The sequence below is a fragment of the Streptomyces avidinii genome (assembly GCF_045161815.1).
GTDB lineage: Bacteria > Actinomycetota > Actinomycetes > Streptomycetales > Streptomycetaceae > Streptomyces > Streptomyces avidinii.
Map to the genome: position 1 here is coordinate 158,984 of NZ_CP108863.1, position 15,626 is coordinate 174,609.

The 15,626-nt window shown below is 70.9% G+C and carries 16 protein-coding genes; 8 read left to right on the top strand and 8 right to left on the bottom strand.

What is annotated here, in order from left to right:
- Nucleotides 1–37: 37 nt before the first annotated feature.
- Nucleotides 38–1,249 (bottom strand): pyridoxal phosphate-dependent aminotransferase family protein, encoded by a 1,212-nt coding sequence (locus tag OG373_RS00785; RefSeq protein ID WP_030390268.1) that lies wholly within the window; start codon nt 1,247–1,249, stop codon nt 38–40.
- A 326-nt stretch (nt 1,250–1,575) separates the two neighbouring features.
- Here OG373_RS00785 and OG373_RS00790 point away from each other — a divergent pair, with 326 nt between their 5' ends.
- A complete protein-coding gene (locus OG373_RS00790; protein ID WP_397739571.1) occupies nt 1,576–2,478 on the top strand; it encodes a BTAD domain-containing putative transcriptional regulator in 903 nt (300 codons plus the stop codon).
- A gap of 210 nt (nt 2,479–2,688) precedes the next feature.
- Here OG373_RS00790 and OG373_RS00795 read toward each other — a convergent pair whose 3' ends face one another.
- From OG373_RS00795 to OG373_RS00805, 3 genes are read right to left on the bottom strand one after another with little or no spacing between them, the layout of a single operon-like run.
- Entirely contained in the window at nt 2,689–3,441 is a 753-nt protein-coding gene (locus OG373_RS00795) for an SDR family NAD(P)-dependent oxidoreductase (RefSeq protein ID WP_405435170.1), read from the bottom strand.
- Nucleotides 3,438–4,424, bottom strand: coding sequence for a 3-oxoacyl-ACP synthase III family protein (locus OG373_RS00800; protein ID WP_405435171.1), 987 nt, complete (start codon nt 4,422–4,424; stop codon nt 3,438–3,440). Before OG373_RS00800 ends, OG373_RS00795 begins: the two co-directional genes overlap by 4 nt.
- Nucleotides 4,425–4,435: 11 nt before the next feature.
- Nucleotides 4,436–4,690 (bottom strand): hypothetical protein, encoded by a 255-nt coding sequence (locus OG373_RS00805; RefSeq protein ID WP_030390264.1) that lies wholly within the window; start codon nt 4,688–4,690, stop codon nt 4,436–4,438.
- Between the two features lie 205 nt (nt 4,691–4,895).
- On the opposite strand from OG373_RS00805, the gene OG373_RS00810 reads away from it, so the two are divergent.
- From OG373_RS00810 to OG373_RS00835, 6 genes are all read left to right on the top strand, one after another.
- Nucleotides 4,896–5,792, top strand: coding sequence for a class I SAM-dependent methyltransferase (locus OG373_RS00810; protein WP_189974557.1), 897 nt, complete (start codon nt 4,896–4,898; stop codon nt 5,790–5,792).
- Nucleotides 5,793–5,802: 10 nt separating this feature from the next.
- A complete protein-coding gene (locus OG373_RS00815) occupies nt 5,803–7,365 on the top strand; it encodes a flavin-containing monooxygenase (RefSeq protein WP_405435172.1) in 1,563 nt (520 codons plus the stop codon).
- Between the two features lie 13 nt (nt 7,366–7,378).
- Nucleotides 7,379–8,905, top strand: a complete 1,527-nt coding sequence (locus tag OG373_RS00820) for an FAD-binding protein (protein ID WP_405435173.1) — start codon at nt 7,379–7,381, stop codon at nt 8,903–8,905.
- A 103-nt stretch (nt 8,906–9,008) separates the two neighbouring features.
- Entirely contained in the window at nt 9,009–9,482 is a 474-nt protein-coding gene (locus tag OG373_RS00825; RefSeq protein WP_405435174.1) for an SRPBCC family protein, read from the top strand.
- Nucleotides 9,483–9,484: 2 nt separating this feature from the next.
- Complete coding sequence (locus tag OG373_RS00830) at nt 9,485–10,315, top strand: alpha/beta fold hydrolase (protein ID WP_405435175.1); 831 nt, start codon at nt 9,485–9,487, stop codon at nt 10,313–10,315.
- The gene (locus tag OG373_RS00835) at nt 10,312–11,007 is read left to right on the top strand and encodes a 4'-phosphopantetheinyl transferase (protein WP_405435176.1); all 696 of its coding nucleotides are present in this window, start codon (nt 10,312–10,314) and stop codon (nt 11,005–11,007) included. Before OG373_RS00830 ends, OG373_RS00835 begins: the two co-directional genes overlap by 4 nt.
- 15 nt (nt 11,008–11,022) lie before the next feature.
- Here OG373_RS00835 and OG373_RS00840 read toward each other — a convergent pair whose 3' ends face one another.
- The 4 genes from OG373_RS00840 to OG373_RS00855 form a co-directional block, all read right to left on the bottom strand.
- On the bottom strand, nt 11,023–12,018 hold the full coding sequence (locus OG373_RS00840; RefSeq protein WP_397738534.1) for an AraC family transcriptional regulator: 996 nt from the start codon (nt 12,016–12,018) through the stop codon (nt 11,023–11,025).
- 125 nt (nt 12,019–12,143) lie between these two features.
- Nucleotides 12,144–12,638, bottom strand: coding sequence for a DUF1772 domain-containing protein (locus OG373_RS00845; RefSeq protein ID WP_405435177.1), 495 nt, complete (start codon nt 12,636–12,638; stop codon nt 12,144–12,146).
- The gene (locus tag OG373_RS00850) at nt 12,635–13,270 is read right to left on the bottom strand and encodes a hemerythrin domain-containing protein (RefSeq protein WP_405435178.1); all 636 of its coding nucleotides are present in this window, start codon (nt 13,268–13,270) and stop codon (nt 12,635–12,637) included. The genes OG373_RS00845 and OG373_RS00850 overlap by 4 nt, the downstream gene beginning before the upstream one ends.
- A gap of 108 nt (nt 13,271–13,378) precedes the next feature.
- Nucleotides 13,379–14,206 (bottom strand): NmrA family NAD(P)-binding protein, encoded by an 828-nt coding sequence (locus OG373_RS00855; protein WP_405435179.1) that lies wholly within the window; start codon nt 14,204–14,206, stop codon nt 13,379–13,381.
- Between the two features lie 346 nt (nt 14,207–14,552).
- On the opposite strand from OG373_RS00855, the gene OG373_RS00860 reads away from it, so the two are divergent.
- On the top strand, nt 14,553–15,545 hold the full coding sequence (locus tag OG373_RS00860; protein ID WP_405435180.1) for an AMP-binding protein: 993 nt from the start codon (nt 14,553–14,555) through the stop codon (nt 15,543–15,545).
- Nucleotides 15,546–15,626: the final 81 nt, after the last annotated feature.

Consider the following 15,626-nt stretch of genomic DNA (forward strand, 5'->3'; position numbering starts at 1 on the left):
GGCCGGTCGGGCGGTGCGGGGGGCCGCGGTGGGGCGCTCAGATGATGCGGCACTCGCGGGCCGAGGTGATGAGGGCATCGGCGGCGAAGTCGATGTCGGAGGTGGTGTGGGCGGCGGTGATGGCGATGCGCAGCCGGGCCAGGTCGTTGGGGACGGCCGGGGTGACCACGGGGAGGCCGATCGCGCCGTTCTTGCGGTAGGCGGTCGCGAGGTCGTAGGCGGACTCGTCGGAGCCGGCGATGACCGGGACGACGGCGGTCTCGCTGTCGACGGTGCTGATGCCGGCCTGGTTGAGGATGCTGCGGAAGCGTGCGGACTCGCGCTGGATGAACTCCACCCGCTGCGGCTCGCGCTGCATGATCCGCAGGGATTCCAGGGCGGCGCCGGTCTGTGCTCCGCCGAGGGCGGCGGAGAAGAGGAAGGGGCGGGCGGCGTAGCGCAGGTGGTGGACGAGTTCGGCGGAGCCGGCGACCCAGCCGCCCATGGAGGGGATGGCCTTGGAGAGGGTGCCGAGCTTGATGTCGACCTTCGCCTCGTAGTGGAAGTGCTCCTCGATGCCCTTGCCGGTGGCGCCGATGACGCCGAGCGCGTGGGCCTCGTCGACCATCAGGAGGGCGTTGTGGGCGTCGCAGACCTTGCGCAGGTCGACCAGGGGGGCGATGTCGCCGTCCATGGAGTAGACGCTGTCGACGATGACCAGGCGGACGCCGGTGTCGGGGGCGGCGGCGAGGCGGCGCTCCAGGTGGGTGACGTCGTTGTGGCGGAAGCGGGTGACGGTGGCGCCGGAGAGCTTGCAGCCGTCGACGATGCTGGCGTGGTCGTACTTGTCGATGAAGACGGTGTCGCCGGGGCCGACGATGGCGCCGACGGTGCCGACGTTGGCGGCGTAGCCGGAGCCGAAGACCAGGGCCCGCTCGCGGCCGGCGACCTTGGCGACCTCGGCCTCCAGTTCCTCGTGCAGGGGGGTGGTGCCGGCCAGGGCGCGTACGCCGTGGTTGCCGGTGCCGTAGCGGTCGACGGCGGCCTTGGCGGCGGAGACGACCCGCTCGTCGCCGGCGAGTCCGAGGTAGGAGTAGCCGGACATCATCAGCAGGCGCCGGCCGTCCTGGTCCGCGTACGCGGAGTCCCGCTCGGCCGTGTAGGCGACGAAGCTGTTCTTGCGGTTGGGTTCGTACTCCAGGGAGCGGACCCGGTCGCGGAAGTAGGCCAGCTTCGGCTCGAGGCGGTCCCAGGCAGCGGATGCGTTCACGTGCTTCTCCTCGTCGCGATCGTCCGGCGGACCCGGAACTCCATCGATGCCCCGCCGTTTCTCCGGCCGGGCTCTAGTGGAATTCCATTAAGACTCGGGGGGCGCAATAGCAGCGCAAGAGGATGGCTGCAGCGGGACTGCAGCGGTACTGCACCCGGACCGCAGCGGTGCTCGAAAAGCGAAAGGGATTGCCCGTACCTCGGGTTTTATTCGGATGGGAATGTTCATCGGCCGCTGTTGACATGCCGAGAAGGCCCGCCGGTATCCTCTGAATCGCACGGACTTGGGGGACACGGCCGGAAGCCGACCGTTTCGGAGTGTGCATAGTGCTGATCAGACTCATAGGTCTTGTCACGATCGAGCCGGACGGAGCACCGCCTCAACACCTCTCGAGCGCACAGGCGCAGGTCGCGTTCGCCCGGCTGCTCCTGGAGCGGGCGGGCGGTACGGACCGTGATCAACTGGCCGAGACCGTATGGCCCGAGGGCCTGCCGGACACCTGGGCGTCGGCCCTGCGCAGCCTGGTGAGCCGGGTGCGTACGTTCGTCACGACGCCGCAGGACGGGCCGGGGGCCACTCCCCTGGTCTCGCAGGGCGGCCGCTACCTCCTGCGGGTGCCGCACGACGCGGCCGTGGACGTGGAGGTCGCGGAGACCGCGCTGGCCGAGGCCGCGGAGGCGTACGCCGAGGGGGCGTACGCGGTGGCCCAGCAACTGGCGGCCGGCGCGGTGTCGAACCTGCGCGGCTCGTTCCTGCCCTCGCACGAGGGCGAGTGGGTCAATGCGATGCGTGAGCAGCTGGAGGAGCTGCGGCTGAAGGCGCTGGAGACGGCGAGTCTGTCGTCCTCGGCGCTGGGCGACGAGCACCATGCGCTGCGGTACGCGGAGGAGGCCGTGCGGCGGGCTCCGTTTCGGGAGAGTGCGTACCGGTGCCGGATGGCGGCTCATACCCGGGCCGGTAACCGGGCGGAGGCGCTGCGCAGTTATCAGCAGTTGCGGGAGGTGCTGGCGGAGGAGCTGGGGATCGACCCGGCGCCCGAGACGGAGGCGGCGTACCTGGAGCTGTTGCGTACGCCCGAGCCGCGGCCGGCGGTGCGTCAGCCGACGTGTCTGGACCCGGTGCTGATGGGGGTGTTCGAGGTGGATCACCGGATGCCGGTGCCGCGTCCGTGCTCGCTGGCCGACCACGGCTGTGTCACGCACCGGATGTCGTCCTCCCCCGCCGCCTGATCCGGGCGCGGGGAAGCCGCCGTCGCGCTGATGCGCGGCGGCGGCTGCGTCTGCCCGCACCCGTACGGACCCCCGCGATGCCGGTGCGCCCGTACGCGTACGGGTGCGGGTGCGGGGGTCCGTGCGGGTGCGGGCCGGTCGGGGGACGGCGGGCGGCCCCGGCCTCCCCTGGGGGGGAGGAGGCCGGGGCCGGGGGGTGCGGCGGGGGGATCAGGTGATGGACACGCCGCTGTCGATGCTGATGACCTGGCCCGTCATGCAGTCCTGGTCGAGGAAGAGGCCGACGCTGCGGGCGACCTCCTCGACGGTGACGAACCGCGGGATGGGGGCCTTGTCCTCCATGCCCTCGATGACCCGGTCGGGCAGGGTGTTGGTCATGCCGGTGATCATGAAGCCGGGTGACAGCGCGTTCACCGTCACCCCGCGGCGGCCGCACTCCGAGGCGAGGGTGCGGGTGAAGCCGATGAGTCCGGCCTTGGAGGCCGAGTAGGCGGTCTGGCCGGCGGTGGCGATGATGCCCGACGGTGACACGATGTTGATCACCCGGCCCCACCTCCGGCGCAGCATGTGCGGCACCGAGGCCCGGGCGGTGTGGAAGGAGCCGATCAGGTTGGTCTGGATGACCTGGGCCCAGTCGGCCGGGTTCTGCATGGCCATCAGGCTGTCCTTGCGGATGGCCCCGTTGTTGACGAGGACGTCCACCGGGCCGAGTTCGGCCGATATCTGCGCGTAGAGGGCCTGGGTGGCCTCCCACGAGCCGACGTCACCGGTGACCAGGGCCGACGGGTTGGTCAGCTTCTCCCGGACCGCCTCGGCTCCCTGCCGGGAGCTGTTGTAGTGGACGGCGACCCGGCAGCCCAGCGCGTCCAGTTCCAGCGCCAGGGCCTGGCCGAGGCCGCCCGAGGCGCCGGTCACGAGCGCGACCGGGGATTCGGGCCGCACACCCGCACCGTTCTTGCTCATGCCGCGACACCGCCCCACTCCATCAGGATCGAACCCCAGGTCATTCCGGCTCCGAAGCCGGCCAGCAGGACCTTGTCCCCGGTCTTGATCCGGCCCTCCTCCAGGGCCTCGGTCAGTGCGATCGGGATCGACGCCGAGGCGGTGTTGCCGTACTTCTGGAGGTTGGTGATCAGGGCCTCGGGGCGCAGGCCGGTGTGCGAGAGGATCGAGTTGATGATCCGGATGTTGGCCTGGTGGGGTACGACGTGGTCGATGTCCGCGGCGTCCACCTTGGCGCTCTCCAGCGTCTCGCGGACGGTGCGGACGGTGTAGCGGACGGCGTTGAGGTAGATCTCGTTGCCGTTGATCTGTGCGTAGTGCAGGCCCGCGTCCAGGGTCTCCTGGGTGGTGGGCATGCGGCTGCCGCCGGCGAGGACCTTGAGCGAGCCGGTGCAGGCCCCGTCGGCGCCCAGGTTCCACGCCTTGACGCGGTTCTCCGGGCCGGGCTGCAGGACGATGGCGCCCGCGCCGTCGCCGACGAGGATGGACAGGTCCCGGTCGGCCGGGTTGGCCGTCAGGGTGTGGGTGTCGGAGCCGATCAGGAGGATCGGCCGGGGGTCGATGGCGATCAGTGCCATGGCGGACACGAGCCCGTAGACGAAGCCCGCGCACTCGGAGTTGACGTCGTGCGCGCTGCCGGCGATGTCCAGTTCGTGGTGGACGAACGCGGAGGTCGCCGGGGACGGCTGCTCGGGCGTGGCGGTCGCGACGATGAGGTGGGCGATGTCGGCGCCGGTCAGGCCCGCCTTGTCCAGCGCGCGCCGGCCGGCCTCGACGGCCAGGGAGGCGGTGGTCTGCCCCGGGTCGACCGCCCGCCGCTCACGGATGCCGCAGCGGCTGACGACCCAGTGCTCGTCGACGCCGAAACGGGTCGCGAGTTCGGCACTGGTGACGATGCGTTCGGGTACGGACATGCCCCACCCGGTGATGTCGAAGCCGGTCACGTCACCCCTCGCTACGCCTGAGCCGGGACGAGATCGACGATCTTGGCGTACACGTCACGCAGGGTGGTCGTGTCGTCGAGGTCGGCGAAGAGCGACTCGTCGGCCGGAATGTGCGGGTACTGGTTCTGGAAGCCGTACAGCCACTCCATCAGGTCCAGCGAGTCGACGTCCGCGATGTGCTGGAGCGGGGCGTCGGGGCTGACCTCCGCGGCACCCGAGACGGCCTCGAGCTGGCTCGCCAGTTCTTCGATGGTGGGCAGCGACATGGGGTCGGTCCTCTCTCGGCAATGCAACTCGGCAGTGCGTGTCTGGTTTTCGAGAGCGATGAAATCCCTGCCCCCGCAAGGAAGACGCAACACGGTTGCCGGCCGTGTGTGCGGACCGTCTTGCGCGCACCTTGCGGGGCATCCGGTTTTCTCGACGCGAATTCGGAAAACAAGGCCCGCCGGACACGCAGGAAAGAGGATCAGGATGACAACGGTCGCCCCCAAGTCGGTGGACCCCGAGGTCGATGCGATCAGGCACCACTACGAGGTCAGCAACGATTTCTACCGGCTCCTGCTGGGCCCCACGATGATGTACTCCGGCGGCTACTGGGAAGACGGCGAGGACCTGGTCGCCACTCTCGACGAGGCGCAGGAGCGCAAGCTCGACAAGTTCGCCGAGCTGGCGGGCGTCGCCGCCGGCCGGACCGGGCGCGTCCTGGACATCGGCTGCGGCTGGGGCACGATGCTCAACCGCCTGACGACGGTGCACGGTGCGGAGCAGGCCGTCGGTCTGACCCTGTCGCGTACGCAGGAGGCGTTCATCGCCGGCCTGGACAACCCGCGGATCACCACGCTGGTGCAGAGCTGGGCCGACTACAAGGTCGCGGACGACAGCGAGAAGTACGACGCCGCGTTCTGCATCAACGCGCTGGAGCACTTCGTCTCCTCGAACCTGCCGCCGAAGGAGCGCACCAAGCGCTACCGGTACTTCTTCCAGCAGGTCGCGAACGCCCTGAACCCGGGTGCGAAGTTCGTGCTGCACACCATGACCGCCGAGGCGCTGCCGATGAACCGGGCGCTGCTGGACGACCTGAAGTTCCTGCAGCGCTCGGAGTTCGAGGGCTGCCACATCCCGCACCTGAGCGAGCTGTCCGCCGCCGCGGAGGGTCTCTTCGAGATCGACGAGATCGTCAACGAGCGCGAGTCCTTCGCGATGGCCTGCCGTGCCTGGCTGGTGCTGCTGGCCGAGCGCCGGGACGAGGCCGTGGCCATGGAGGGCGAGGAGGTCGTCTCGCGCTTCGAGCGCTACCTCGACATCTTCGCGTACACGCTCGAGGACAAGTTCTTCAACAACTTCCGCGTCACCATCACGCGCCGTTAAGGAGGTTGACGTGACGAGCATTCTCGAGCCGGCCAAGGACGGCGGGGCACGTACGGGCACCGAGGGGCGTCCCGGCGGCGGCGGCCCGACCCGGCATCTGCGGGTCGCGGTCATCGGCACCGGCTTCTCGGGCCTGGGCACCGCCATCCGGCTGCTGCAGTCGGGCATCGACGATTTCCTGGTGTTCGAGCGGGCCGACGAGGTCGGCGGCACCTGGCGCGACAACAGCTATCCGGGTTGTGCGTGCGACGTCATGTCCCACCTCTACTCGTTCTCCTTCGCCCGGAACCCGAACTGGAAGTCGACGTTCGCCTCGCGGGACGAGCTGTACGCCTACCTGCGGGAGACGGCGGACCGTTTCGGTGTCCGCCCGCACATCCGGTTCGGGCACGAGCTGGAGGCCGCCCGCTGGGACGAGGGCGAGCGGCACTGGAGGATCGAGACCTCTCAGGGGCAGTACACCGCGCAGTTCCTGGTGACCGGTACCGGCTACCTCAGTGAGGCGGCGGTGCCGGACATCAAGGGTCTGGCGGACTTCGAGGGGAAGGTCTTCCACTCCTCGAACTGGGACCACGACCACGACCTGGCCGGCCGCCGGGTGGCCGTCATCGGTACGGGTGCCTCCGCGATCCAGTTCGTCCCGGCGATCCAGCCCGAGGTCGGGCACCTGGACCTCTACCAGCGCACGCCCGCGTGGATCGGCCCGAAGCCGGACAAGGTCAACAGTGCGCGGCACACCGCGATGCTGCGTTCGCTGCCCGGCTACCAGCAGTTCCGGCGGGGCTTCAACATGTGGGGCCGGGAGATCCTGGCGTTCTTCTGGAAGCGGCCCAAGCTCGCCGAGAAGGTCCAGAAGATGGCGAGCGACCACCTGGAGAAGTCGGTGGCGGACGAGGCGCTGCGCAAGCGGCTCACGCCCGACTACCTGGTGGCGTGCAAGCGGCTGCTGTTCTCCAACACGTGGTACCCGGCGATCCAGCAGCCCAACGTGGAGATCGTCACGGAGGGGATCGCGGAGGTCCGGGCCAAGTCGATCGTGGGGAGCGACGGGGTCGAGCGCGAGGTCGACACCATCATCCTGGGTACCGGTTTCCAGGCCACCGACCGTCCGGTGGCGCGCCGGATCTGGGGCCGGGGCGGGGCGCAGCTGCGTGAGGTGTGGAAGGACGGGATGTCCGCGCACCGCGGCACGACCGTCGCCGGGTTCCCGAACCTGTTCATGCTGCTGGGTCCGAACACGGCGCTGGGTCACTCCTCGCAGACCGTGATGATCGAGGCGCAGGTCCGGTACGTCGTGGACTCCCTCAAGCAGGTCGAGAAGCGGGGCCTGGCCAGTATCGAGGTCCGTCAGGAGGCTCAGGACGCCTACAACCGCAGGCTGGACGAGCACCTGGAGGGCACGGTCTGGATGTCGGGCGGCTGCAGGAGCTGGTACCTCGACGCGAACGGCCGCAACACCTCGATCTTCCCGACGTACACCTGGCGCTTCCGCCGGGGCACCAAGCGCCTCGACCTGAGCGAGTACCAGCTCGCTTCCCAGGTACGCAGCACCAAGCCGGTACCTCACCAGTAGGAGACGTACGAAGATGAGCAGCACCCACAGAACTGCCGCGGGCACCGCCGCCGAGCCGTCCCGTCGCCGGGTCCTGGGCGGGATCGCGACCACGGCCGTCGCGGTCGTCGGCTGGAACACGGTGTCCCAGACCTGGGCGACGGCCGCCGAGGCGGCCGGGAGCTCCGATGTCGTCCCGGTGCCGGGGCTGGTCGGGACCCTGGAGACGACCCCGGGCGTGGTCGACGCCTTCGCCAACGACTTCGGTCACCTCTTCGACGGCGCCCCGAGCAAGCCGTGGGCCGTGCTGCGGCCGGGCGGCGTGGACGACATCGTCAAGATCGTCAATTATGCGCGGGCCAACAACATCAAGGTCGCCGTCAACGGTCAGGGCGGTACCGGCGACGACATCGAGTCGCACTCGGTGTACGGGCAGGCGCGTGTGCCGGGCGGTATCTCCATCGATGCCAAGGGGATGTCGAAGATCCTGTCGATCGGCGCCGACCACGCGGTGGTCGAGGCCGGTGTGACCTGGGGTCAGCTGACGGACGCGACCCTGCGGGTGGGCAAGACCCCGCCGGCGCTGCCGGACTACCTGTACATCTCCGTCGGCGGCACCATCAGCATCGGCGGTATCGGTGGCACCGTGCAGCGGTACGGTCTGCTGTGCGACACGGTGCAGTCGATCGACATCATCACCGGTGACGGCAAGCTGGTCACCGCGACGGCGACGCAGCGCACGGAGCTGTTCAACGCGGCGCTGTCGGGCGGCGGTCAGGTCGGCATCATCGTCCGGGTCAAGGTCAAGCTGATCCCGGCGCCGAAGCGGTCGGTGATCTTCAGCCTGTTCTACGCGAACGTCGAGACGTATCTGGCGGACTCGGAGAAGGTGCTGGCCGAGGGCCGGTTCCAGGTCCACGCGGGCGAGATGATGCAGAAGCCGGACGGCAGCGGCTGGCGCTACAAGCTGGAGGTCGGCGCCACCTACAACACCACGCCGCCGAACCGCGAGGCGCTGCTGTGCGGTCTGCAGGACGTGCGGGCGGACGCGGTCATCGAGGACGTGGCGTTCCGGGACTACATGTTCCGGCTCGATGCGTACGAGGCGGTGCTGAAGGAGGGCGGTCACTGGTACACGCCCAAGCCGTGGCTGAGCATGTTCCTGCCGGCGTCGAAGACCAAGCAGTTCATGAAGCGGGTGGAGCAGGAGCTGGACGCGAACTCGCTGGGCGGCGGGTTCCTGCTCTTCTATCCGTTCTTCACCTCGAAGATCAAGCGTCCGCTGGCGATGATGCCCAACGAGTCGGTGGTCTACCTGTTCGACCTGCTGCGGTTCCCCAACCCGGGTGAGCCGGGCATCCAGGCGATGATCGACCAGAACCGGCGTCTGTACGACATCGCGGTGGAGCTGGGGGCCAAGCGCTACCTGGTGGGTTCGATCCCGATGTCGAATGCCGACTGGAAGAAGCACTTCGGCAACCGGTGGACCGGTTTCGTGAACGCGAAGAACAAGTTCGACCCCCAGAACATCTTCACCCCCGGTCAGGGCTTCTTCGCCTGACAGCGGGAGCCCGACCGGTCGTGAAGTCCCGGCGGCGGGGGCGGGGAGAGGGACCCCGCCCCCCCCGCTTCCTTGTTTTCCCGTATGCAGTGGAGGCTTCGGCATGACGACGTACGACCTGATCGACGAGGCGGTGATCGACGCCCCGGCGGATGCCGTCTGGGAGGCGCTCGTCGCGGAGTTCCGCGGGGCCCGCAAGTGGTGGGTGCCGGCCAATACGTTCACGGCGGTCTCCGGCGCCCCGGACGAGGTCGGTGGCATGGTGGGCGTGACGGTGCACACCAAGGGCTCCGACAACGGCGGGCTGAAGCTGCGCTTCACCTCGCGCACGGTGGCGGTGGAGCGGGGGCGCCGGCTGGACATCGAGTACGTGGACGGGGTCTTCCGGGGTCCGAGCAGCTTCCGCCTGGAGCCGCTGGCGGACGGCCGTACCCGTATCTCCATGCACTTCACCGGCAGTCCGCACGGCTGGCTGAAGGTGTTGGCGAAGGTCGCGGACCTGGGCGTGGAGCATTCCAGGGGCACGCTCGCCGCGTTCGAGTCCCTGGACCGGCAGCTGTCGGCGGTGCCGCGGTGAGCGTGGCGGCGCATCGCTCGCGTGAGCTGACGGTCCGTACCGACGACGGGGCGGCTCTGGAGGTCACCGTGCTGGCCCCGCTGGCTGGCGCGCCGGCGGGTGCGGACGTGGTCCTGGTGCACGGCTGGGCGCACACCCGCCGGGTGTGGGGCACGGTCGCGGACCGGCTGATCCGGGCCGGGCACCGGGTGGTGTCCTACGACCAGCGCGGGCACGGTGCGTCCACGCTGGGCCGCACGCCGGTCTCGGTGGAGCGGCTGGCCGCGGACCTGGCGGCGGTCCTGGGTGAGACGGACGCGCGGGAGGCGGTGGTCGTGGGGCATTCGGGCGGCGGGTTCGCGGCGCTCTCGTACGCGGCGACGTCGCCGTCGGCGGGCCGGCTGCGCGGGCTGGTGCTGCTGGGCACGGCGGGGCACGGGCAGGACACCCCGGACAGCGAGGTGAAGATGATGGGCAGTCCCGTCTTCTCCGCGGCGCTGCGCCGGCCGTGGCTGGGCCGCAGGCTGCTCGGTTCCACCATGGGCAGGGACGTGGATCCGGTGGTGCGGGAGGTGAACCGGCAGCTGTTCGCGGCGGCGGTGCCCCGGGTGCGGGCGGAGTTCTTCCGCTGTACCCGCGGCTGGGACGTCCGTGAGGCGCTGAAGGGTGTCACGGTGGCGGCGGTGGTCCTGCACGGGGAGGCCGACAAGGTGATCGACATCGAGCTGGCGCGGACCCTGGCCGAGGTGATTCCGGGCGCCCGTTTCGAACGGGTCCCGGACGCGGGGCACATGCTGCCGCTGGAGCGGCCGCTGCTGGCGGTGTCCGCGGCGATGGAGCTCGCCTCGCGATGATCGAGGAACTCCTGCCTTCGGGCGTCACGTCTTCGGAAGCCTTCGACGACGCGGCGCCCGCTCCGCTTTTCCCGGCCGAGGCGGCGTTGATGGAAGGCCGCCGGGAGCGGCGGCGGCTTCAGTTCGCGACCGCGCGGGCGTGTGCCCGGCGGGCTCTGGCCGGCCTCGGGGTGCGGCCGGTGGCCCTGCTGCCGGGCCCGGGCGGGGCCCCGCAGTGGCCGTCCGGTGTGGTCGGGAGCATCACCCACTGCGAGGGGTACCGGGGGGCGGTGGCCGCGCCGGCGGGGGTGGTGGCGGCTCTGGGCATCGATGCGGAGCCGGCAGGTCCGCTCCCGCCGGGGGTGCTCGGGCTGATCACCTCGCCCGGCGAGCGCGCCCATCTGGCCGCTCTGGCCGCCGCCGATGCCTCGGTGCCGTGGGAGCGCGTGTTGTTCTCCGCGAAGGAGGCGGCGTACAAGGCCTGGTATCCGGCGGCCGGGATCTGGCTGGGTTTCCGGGACGCGAGCCTGGTCCTGTCCCCCGCGGGTACGTTCACGGCCGTGCTGCGGCCGCCGGTGCCGTCGCCGGTGGACCCGGTGTACGAGGGTCGCTGGCTGGCCGGGCGGGGTCTGGTGCTGACGGCGGTGGCGCGGGGGGTGCCGGCGCTCGTGCCGGCCGCCCGGGCCGTGTCTTTCGGATCGGGCCGGGCCTGAGCGGCGGGTTGTTGTTCAGGGGGCGAGTACGACGGTGCGGGCGGGGTGTGCGGGGCGGGGTGCGCTGGTGTGGGCGGCGCCGTTGCGGAATTCCTGGGGGCTGATGCCGCGGACCCTTTTGAAGGCGGTGGAGAGGGCGAAGGCCGAGCTGTAGCCGACGCGGCGGGCGACGTTCGTGACGGTGGCGTCCGGTTCGCGCAGCAGGTCGGCGGCGAGGGCGAGGCGCCAGCCGGTCAGGTAGGCCACCGGGGGCTCGCCGACGACGTCGGTGAACCGGCGGGCCAGGGAGGCCCGCGAGACGCCGACCTTGAGGGCGAGTTCCTCCACGGTCCAGCCGTGGAAGGGGTTCTCGTGGAGCAGCCGCAGTGCGGGGCCGACGACGGGGTCGCTCTGTGCGCGGTACCAGGCGGGGGCGCCGCTGCCGGGGGCGGCCAGCCAGGTCCGCAGGACGCCGATGAGCAGCAGGTCCAGGAGGCGGTCCAGGACGATTTCCTGGCCGGGTTCGTCCTTGGAGATTTCCGAGGTGAGCAGGGTGACCAGGGTGTTGTCGGCGGCTTCGGCGGGGCGGACGAGGATGGTGGGCAGGGCGGTCAGCAGGCGGCGGCCGATCTCGCTGGGTGCCTGGTAGGTGCCGCTGAGCATGATGGCGGAGCCGTCGTCCTGGAAGGCCTCGCCCCAGGTGCGTACGCCCAGGGCCATGGTGTCGGTGACGTCCTCGCCCTCCTGGGTGTTGCACCGCTGTTCGGGGCCGACGGTGATCTGGACGGGGGTGTCGGGGGCGTCGGCGACGGTGTACGGGTCGGGGCCGCGTACGACGGCGACGTCTCCGGGGCGGATCAGGACGGGGGTGGCGTGGTCGGGCAGGAGCCAGGCGTCGCCGTGGACCATGGTGACGACGGAGAGGGGGGCCCGGTCCTCGACGCGCAGGGACCAGGGCGGGTTGAGGACGGATTTGAGGAGGAAGGCTCCGCGGGCTTTGGGGCCTTCCAGCAGGCCGGTGAGCGTGTCCATGTCCTCATCCTCTCGGACGGCGTGGCGAAGCGCCCGCTCTCCCGCGGGGGACGGAAAGAGAGCGGGCGCCGTTCGCGGGGTGGGGGGGCGGGCCGGTGGCGGGGTGGTGGGGTGGTGGGCGGGTTCTAGGCGGCCGAGGCGCGGCCGTGCAGGGTCAGTGCGCGGCCCAGGGCGGCGAGGGCCGCCGTGCAGGCCACGGTGCGCACGAGGTTGCCTGTGGTCCAGCGGCCGCCGAAGCGGGTGCGGGCGGCCGCGGCGTCGGCGCCGGTGCGTGCGAGCTGGTTGTTGAGGGGGATGTTGACGAGGGCGGTGACGGCCAGTGACAGTCCGTAGAGGGCGAAGGCGAGCCAGCCCCAGCGGGCGGCGTCGGGGCGGCCGCCGCGCTGCTGCTGGGTGGCGGCGATGCCGGTGGCGAGGAACGCGCCGAGGAAGAGCAGGCCGAACAGGCCGTTGTCGATGGCGTCGTTGATGTTGCGCATGGCGGTGACGTACGTCTGGTCGTCGCCGCGGCCGAGGCCGGGCATCACCGAGATGTCGAAGGCGAAGTAGAGGCCGGCCATCAGGCCGGTGCCCACCGTCGCGGCCACCAGGGTCACGGATTGTGTGGTCGTGCCGGTCACTTCAGGATCCCCTTCAGGGTGCGGGTGTAGCGGCGGTGCAGGAGTGTGGAGCCGATCAGGCGGACCGGTGGCGGGATGGTCGCGGCGACGTGGGCGACGGAGCGGTGGGGGGCGCCGTCGAACATCCAGGGCTGGAGGTGGGTCATGACGCGCAGGGGTGCGCTGGAGACGACTTTGCGTTCCTCGGCCAGGTAGGCGCGTTCGCCGAGGCGTTCGAAGACGGGGAAGACGATGCGTTCCTCGTCGCGGAGGTGGTCGCGCAGGACGCCTTCGAAGGTCCGGGCGGCGCGGACGAGGCCGTCGCCGCGGTGGGCGACGGCGGTGGCGACGGCGGTCATGGCGGCGTCGAGTTCCTCGTGGTCCTCGTGGAGTTCGCGGGCCTGGGCGTCGAAGTCGGCGTCGCGGCGGCGCAGTCCGGGCCACAGGACGTCGTCCTCGCTGGTGTGGTGCCATTCGATGGTCTCGCGCAGCTGCTGCCACCAGTGGGTTCCGGCGCCGTTCCACGCCGGGGCGGCGGCGCGCAGGCGGGCTGCGTCGCGTCGCATGGCGATGTGCATCAGGGCGAATCCGTGGAAGTACGGGGGGAGGGTGTCGAGTCCGTGTTCGCTGGAGTACGTCCGGGGCGTGGGCATGGGAACCTCCTGTGCCCCGAGTACCGGGCGGCGGCCGTACCAGAGTCGCCGCCCGGTCAAGGAGCGAAAGGGATGGAGCCGGTGGTGAGCGGTGCGCGGCGGGTGGGGTCAGACGTTCCAGACTCCGGTGGCCGCGGCTTCGCGGGCGAAGTCGGCGAAGTCCTTGGGCTTGCGGCCGAGGGCTTCTTCGACGCCGTGCACGAGGTGGGCGTTGCGGCCGTCGAGGATCATGGTGAAGAGGTCGGCGAACTCCTCGGGGAGGTTGTTCTCGCGCAGGACGGCGCGGTACTCCTCGTTGGTGACGGAGATGTACTTGATGTCGCGGCCGGTGGCCTTGGAGAGTTCGGCGGCGACGTCGCTGTAGCTGAGCAGGCGCGGGCCGGACAGTTCGTAGGTCTTGCCGATGTGCTTGTCGTCGGTCAGGGCGGCGACGACGACGTCGGCGATGTCGTCGGCGTCGACGAAGGCCTCGACGGCGTCGCCGGTCGGCAGGGCGATCTCGCCGGCCAGGACGGGCTCCAGGAAGAAGCTCTCGTTGAAGTTCTGGTTGAACCAGCTCGAGCGGACGATGGTCCAGTCGGCGCCGGAGGCCTTGAGGTTGTTCTCGCTGACCTCCGCGGCCTCCTCGCCGCGGCCGGACAGGAGCACCAGGCGGCGGGCGCCGTGGGCGACGGCGACCTTGGAGAATTCGGCGACCTGTTCGGCGGCGCCGGGGAAGGCGAGGTCGGGGTAGTAGGTCACGTAAACGCGGTCGACGCCTTCGAGCGCCGGTACCCAGGTGGCGGGCTCGTGCCAGTCGAAGGCGGGGGTTCCGCTGCGGGAGCCGATGCGGACCTGGCGGCCCTGGGCGGTGAGCTTCTCGGCGACGCGTCGGCCGGTCTTGCCGTGACCGCCGATGACGAGGGTGATCTGCGTGTTCTGCGCGTTCTGAGTCATGAGTACAGTCAAGTCCAGTCTCGCGAGACGGGCCATAGCCGCAAAGCTCAGTTCCATATGCGTGCGTCTACGGGTGGTGGCCCGGGGCGCGACGGTGAGCGGGCGGCTTCGGCATGAGCGCGAGAATCGTAGGCATGCGGGCGGGGGGCGGGCCAGGGCGTCCCGAGTGGTTCTGGACGTGTTGTGGAGGCTTCTTCGAGCATGTCTCGAGCGGTCCTCGGGGGGTCCTGGGCGGGGTCCTGGGCGGGGTGGGCCGGCCGGTGGTGTGCGGCGGGAGTCGAGCGGTTCTCATGTCGCGGCGGGCAGCATCTGCCGTGTTGATTCGACCCCGCTGCTGGGAGGCCGCATGAACGCCACTCCGGATCATCCGGAGCTCGACCGGTTGTCCGCCGATCTGGCCGGTCTGCTCGGACGGGTCGGGCTCGATCCGTCCGGCGGGCGGCCGGCGCGCCGGGACCGCATCGACATCCGTTTCGCGGCTTCGGCCGCCCGCCATCCGGGCCGTGTCGCCGCCCGGGACGCGCAGGCGGAGGCGACCTATCTGGAACTGGAGTGGCTGGCGGACGACATCGCGCGGCGGCTGTCGGGGCGTGCGGGCCCGGGTTCGGCCGTGGCGGTGCGGGCCCGGCGCTCGTGCACGAGGGCGGGCGCGGTGGTCGGTGTGCTGCGGGCGGGTGCGGCGGTGCTGCCGCTGGAGCCGGGGCACAGTGCGGGCCTGCAGGAGTTCTTGATGCGCGATGCGGGCGTGTGGGTGGTCGTCTCGGACTGCGGGCTGCTGGGCGGTGAGATCCCGGTGGTCAAGACGGGCGGGTTCGTCATCGCGGTGCGGCCGCCGCTGGCGGTGCGCCGCGAAGTGCCGCCGGGGACGGCGTTCATGGCGCTGCCGGCGGGCGGTGATCCGGGGCGGGCGCTGGCGGTCCGGCCCGTCGCCCACGCGGATGTGCTGTCGTGGGTGGACAGTTGTGTCCCGATGCTGGGGGCGACCGTGGACGACGTGTGGACGTGCCTGCACTCCCTGAGCCTGGATCTGGGCATGCGGGAGATGTGGGGTCCGCTGCTGTCGGGCGGCCGTGCGGTGGTCGTGGACGGGGACACGGCGGGCGACGCCCGGGCGTTCGCCCGGCTGCTGGCGCGCGAGGAGGTGACGGTGGTGACGCAGCTGCCGTCGGGGTTCGCACGGCTGAGCCGTGCGGCCCGCGGGACGGTGCTGCCGGCGCTGCGGCACGTCCTGCTGTCGGACGAGCCGGTGGACGCTGCGGCGCTGGCCGCCTGGCGGTCCGCCCGGATCGCCCCGCAGGCCCTCGCCTGGGACGTGTCGAGGTCGCCGAAGGTGCTGTGAGGCGGCCTGCGCACCTGTGGCAGGGCCCCCGGCGGGTGACCGTCGGGGGCCCTGCCGTGTGCGGGGTCCGCGCGCGGGACG

Bases quoted from the DNA above. Each gene is read 5' to 3' on its own strand.
- OG373_RS00820 (WP_405435173.1), top strand. From the start codon at position 7,379: ATGAGCAGCACCCACAGAACTGCCGCGGGCACCGCCGCCGAGCCGTCC.
- OG373_RS00840 (WP_397738534.1), bottom strand. From the start codon at position 12,018: ATGGACACGCTCACCGGCCTGCTGGAAGGCCCCAAAGCCCGCGGAGCC.
- OG373_RS00860 (WP_405435180.1), top strand. From the start codon at position 14,553: ATGAACGCCACTCCGGATCATCCGGAGCTCGACCGGTTGTCCGCCGAT.
- OG373_RS00805 (WP_030390264.1), bottom strand. From the start codon at position 4,690: ATGTCGCTGCCCACCATCGAAGAACTGGCGAGCCAGCTCGAGGCCGTC.
- OG373_RS00795 (WP_405435170.1), bottom strand. From the start codon at position 3,441: ATGAGCAAGAACGGTGCGGGTGTGCGGCCCGAATCCCCGGTCGCGCTC.
- OG373_RS00825 (WP_405435174.1), top strand. From the start codon at position 9,009: ATGACGACGTACGACCTGATCGACGAGGCGGTGATCGACGCCCCGGCG.
- OG373_RS00850 (WP_405435178.1), bottom strand. From the start codon at position 13,270: ATGCCCACGCCCCGGACGTACTCCAGCGAACACGGACTCGACACCCTC.
- OG373_RS00835 (WP_405435176.1), top strand. From the start codon at position 10,312: ATGATCGAGGAACTCCTGCCTTCGGGCGTCACGTCTTCGGAAGCCTTC.
- OG373_RS00855 (WP_405435179.1), bottom strand. From the start codon at position 14,206: ATGACTCAGAACGCGCAGAACACGCAGATCACCCTCGTCATCGGCGGT.
- OG373_RS00810 (WP_189974557.1), top strand. From the start codon at position 4,896: ATGACAACGGTCGCCCCCAAGTCGGTGGACCCCGAGGTCGATGCGATC.